Origin of the sequence: Vibrio sp. V03_P4A6T147 (assembly GCF_002241085.1) — a bacterium.
GTDB lineage: Bacteria > Pseudomonadota > Gammaproteobacteria > Enterobacterales > Vibrionaceae > Vibrio > Vibrio anguillarum.
Genome location: NZ_NDIO01000326.1, coordinates 1 through 3,503 on the forward strand (window position 1 = coordinate 1; position 3,503 = coordinate 3,503).

Sequence of the window (3,503 nt, forward strand, 5' to 3'; positions counted from 1 at the left end):
CAAAAAGAGAGGTTATCGTTCGCGTGCTATTTTCAAAATAGAAGAGATTCAAAATAAAGATAAACTGCTTAGGCCAGGAATGACTGTTGTGGATTTAGGGGCGGCTCCCGGCGGGTGGTCTCAATATTCAGCGGGTATCGTCGGTGATAAAGGCCGAGTGATCGCGTGTGATATTTTGCCGATGGATCCTATTGTTGGCGTTGCTTTCTTACAAGGCGATTTTCGTGAAGAGGCCGTGCTGGACGCACTATTAGATCGTATACAGCCTGATATGGTTGATGTGGTGATGTCAGACATGGCACCTAACATCGCCGGAAATAATTCGGTTGATCAGCCAAGGGCAATGTATTTGGTTGAACTAGCTCTAGATATGTGTCGACAAGTTCTTACTCCAAATGGTAGTTTTGTGGTCAAGGTTTTTCAGGGAGAAGGCTTTGATGATTATGTCAAAGAAGTTCGAAACCTGTTTAAAGTCGTGAAAATAAGAAAACCAGACTCTTCGCGAGCTCGCTCAAGAGAAGTCTTTGTTGTAGCCACTGGTTACAAAGGTTAACGTTTTTGCTGTACAAGGCATAAGTTAACATATGGCTACAGGTTACAAACTGTAGTACCCTACCTTTAATTACAATTAGTTATCGCGAGGCTTACACCTTGAGTGATATGGCAAAAAATTTAATTCTGTGGCTAGTTATAGCTGTCGTTTTAATGTCGGTATTCCAGAGCTTTGGCCCTGGTGATAGTAACGGCAAAGCAGTGGATTACACCACGTTCGTACAGGAAGTTGGCCAAGGCCAGATTCAAGAAGCTCAATTTAACAATAGTGAAATTTCCTTTACTCGTAGAGGCGGCGGTACTCGCTATGTAACTTACATGCCCGTGTACGATCAAAAGCTGCTTGATGATTTGATTAATCAAAACGTTAAAGTACAAGGTACACCACCAGAAGAGCAAAGTTTGCTCGGGACCATTTTTATCTCTTGGTTCCCCATGATCCTACTGATCGGTGTTTGGATATTCTTCATGCGTCAAATGCAAGGTGGCGGTGGCAAAGGTGCCATGTCATTTGGTAAGAGCAAAGCTCGTATGATGAGTGAAGAGCAAATCAAAACCACGTTCGGTGATGTGGCTGGTTGTGACGAAGCGAAAGAAGATGTGAAAGAGCTTGTGGATTACTTGCGTGATCCGAGTCGCTTCCAAAAACTGGGTGGGAAAATTCCAACGGGTGTTTTGATGGTTGGTCCTCCTGGTACAGGTAAAACATTACTGGCAAAAGCAATTGCTGGTGAGGCGAAAGTACCGTTCTTCACTATATCTGGTTCTGATTTCGTTGAAATGTTTGTTGGTGTCGGTGCATCTCGTGTACGTGACATGTTCGAGCAAGCGAAAAAGGCTTCACCTTGTATCATCTTTATTGATGAGATTGATGCGGTAGGTCGTCAACGTGGTGCTGGTGTCGGCGGCGGTCACGATGAGCGTGAGCAGACTTTAAACCAAATGTTGGTTGAAATGGATGGTTTTGAAGGCAATGAAGGCGTTATCGTCATTGCGGCAACTAACCGTCCAGACGTTTTAGACCCAGCATTGCTGCGTCCGGGGCGTTTTGACCGTCAAGTGGTGGTCGGTTTACCTGATGTTCGCGGTCGTGAACAGATCTTGAAAGTTCATATGCGCAAAGTACCTTTAGCTGGTGATGTTGAACCTTCATTGATTGCTCGCGGAACACCGGGTTTCTCTGGTGCCGATTTGGCGAACTTAGTGAACGAGGCGGCGTTATTCTCTGCTCGCGGTAACAAACGCAATGTTTCAATGGTTGAGTTTGAGTTAGCAAAAGACAAAATCATGATGGGTGCTGAACGTCGTTCGATGGTGATGTCTGAAGAAACTAAAGCATCGACAGCTTATCATGAAGCAGGACACGCCATTGTTGGTCGTTTGGTACCTGAACATGACCCTGTTTATAAAGTATCGATTATTCCACGTGGTCGAGCTTTAGGTGTAACGATGTACTTGCCTGAACAAGACCGAGTTAGCATGTCGAAGCTGCATCTTGAGTCTATGATTTCAAGCTTGTATGGCGGTCGTTTAGCGGAAGAGTTAATTTACGGCCCAGAAAACGTTTCAACTGGTGCATCAAACGATATCGAACGTGCGACAGCCATTGCTCGTAAAATGGTTACGCAATGGGGCTTTTCGGAAAAACTTGGCCCATTGTTGTATGCAGAAGATGAAGGTGAAGTCTTCTTAGGGCGCAGCGTGACTCAAACTAAGCATGTGTCTGAAGATACTGCTAAGTTGATTGATGACGAAGTTCGTAAAATTATTGACCGCAACTATGATCGTGCGCGTAAAATCCTTGAAGAAAATATGGATATTATGCATGCAATGAAAGATGCGTTGATGAAATACGAAACGATTGATGCAGGCCAAATTGATGACTTAATGGAGCGTAAAACCGAGATTCGCGAACCTGCAGGTTGGGCTGATCAAGCCAAAGCTCAAGCAGAAAAAGCGGAAGCGGAAAAAGCTCAAGAGCCAAAAGTAGAGCCAGCAGCAGAAGACGAAGTAGCCACTGAGTCCTCAGAAAAGAAAGATGCTGAGTAATCGTTAATATTCAAATTAAACCCCGAGCTTTCTCGGGGTTTTTGTGTTTTAGAGCAAAATGAAGATTCAAACCCCAACAAAGACACTTATCCTCGATCGTCCTCATGTCATGGGTATCTTGAACATGACTCCGGATTCATTTTCCGATGGTGGAAAATTTAACGCGCTAGATTTGGCACTAGAGCATGCCGATAAAATGATTGCCGCAGGTGTCAGCATTATTGATATTGGAGGGGAGTCAACTCGGCCGGGCGCTCCAGAAGTGACTCTCGATGACGAATTATCTCGTGTTATTCCTATTATTAAAGCTATCCGTGCAAAATATGACGTCTGGATTTCTATTGACACCAGTAAAGCTGAGGTGATGCGTCAGGCGGTTGAGGGTGGTGCTGACTTGATTAATGATGTTCGTGCACTGCAAGAGCCGGGGGCATTAGAGGTTGCGGCTAAAGCACAAGTGCCTGTCTGTATCATGCATATGCAAGGCCAGCCACGAACGATGCAAACCAGCCCACATTATCAAGATGTGTTAGCGGATGTTAAGCTCTTTCTAGAAGATCGAGTCGCAGCGTGTGAGCGTGTGGGGATCGCGCGTGCAAATATTATCCTCGACCCCGGTTTTGGATTTGGCAAAACCATTGAGCATAATTATTATCTGCTTGCACATCTAGACGCATTTCATCAACTAGGTTTGCCGATATTGGCTGGGATGTCTCGTAAGTCAATGATTTTTAAACTACTCAATAAAAAACCAGCTGAATGTATGGTGGCGAGCGTTACCTGCGCGGCTGTAGCTGCAATGAAAGGTGCACAGATTATTCGTGTCCATGATGTGAACGAAACCATTGAAGCAATGAAAATAGTACAAACCATTATTCAAAATAGTTAACAATAATAATTAA

The 3,503-nt window shown here is 44.4% G+C and carries 3 protein-coding genes; all 3 read left to right on the forward strand.

The window, feature by feature from the left end; genetic code table 11:
• A partial coding sequence (gene rlmE / locus B9J84_RS12595) for a 23S rRNA (uridine(2552)-2'-O)-methyltransferase RlmE (RefSeq protein ID WP_094124277.1) occupies positions 1–553 on the forward strand: 553 nt, incomplete at its 5' end.
• 98 nt (positions 554–651) lie between these two features.
• Entirely contained in the window at positions 652–2,601 is a 1,950-nt protein-coding gene (ftsH, locus tag B9J84_RS12600) for an ATP-dependent zinc metalloprotease FtsH (protein ID WP_017049783.1), read from the forward strand.
• A gap of 58 nt (positions 2,602–2,659) precedes the next feature.
• Positions 2,660–3,490: a dihydropteroate synthase gene (gene folP / locus B9J84_RS12605; RefSeq protein WP_094124278.1), complete on the forward strand. Its 831-nt coding sequence runs from the start codon at positions 2,660–2,662 to the stop codon at positions 3,488–3,490.
• The last annotated feature ends 13 nt before the right edge of the window (positions 3,491–3,503 follow it).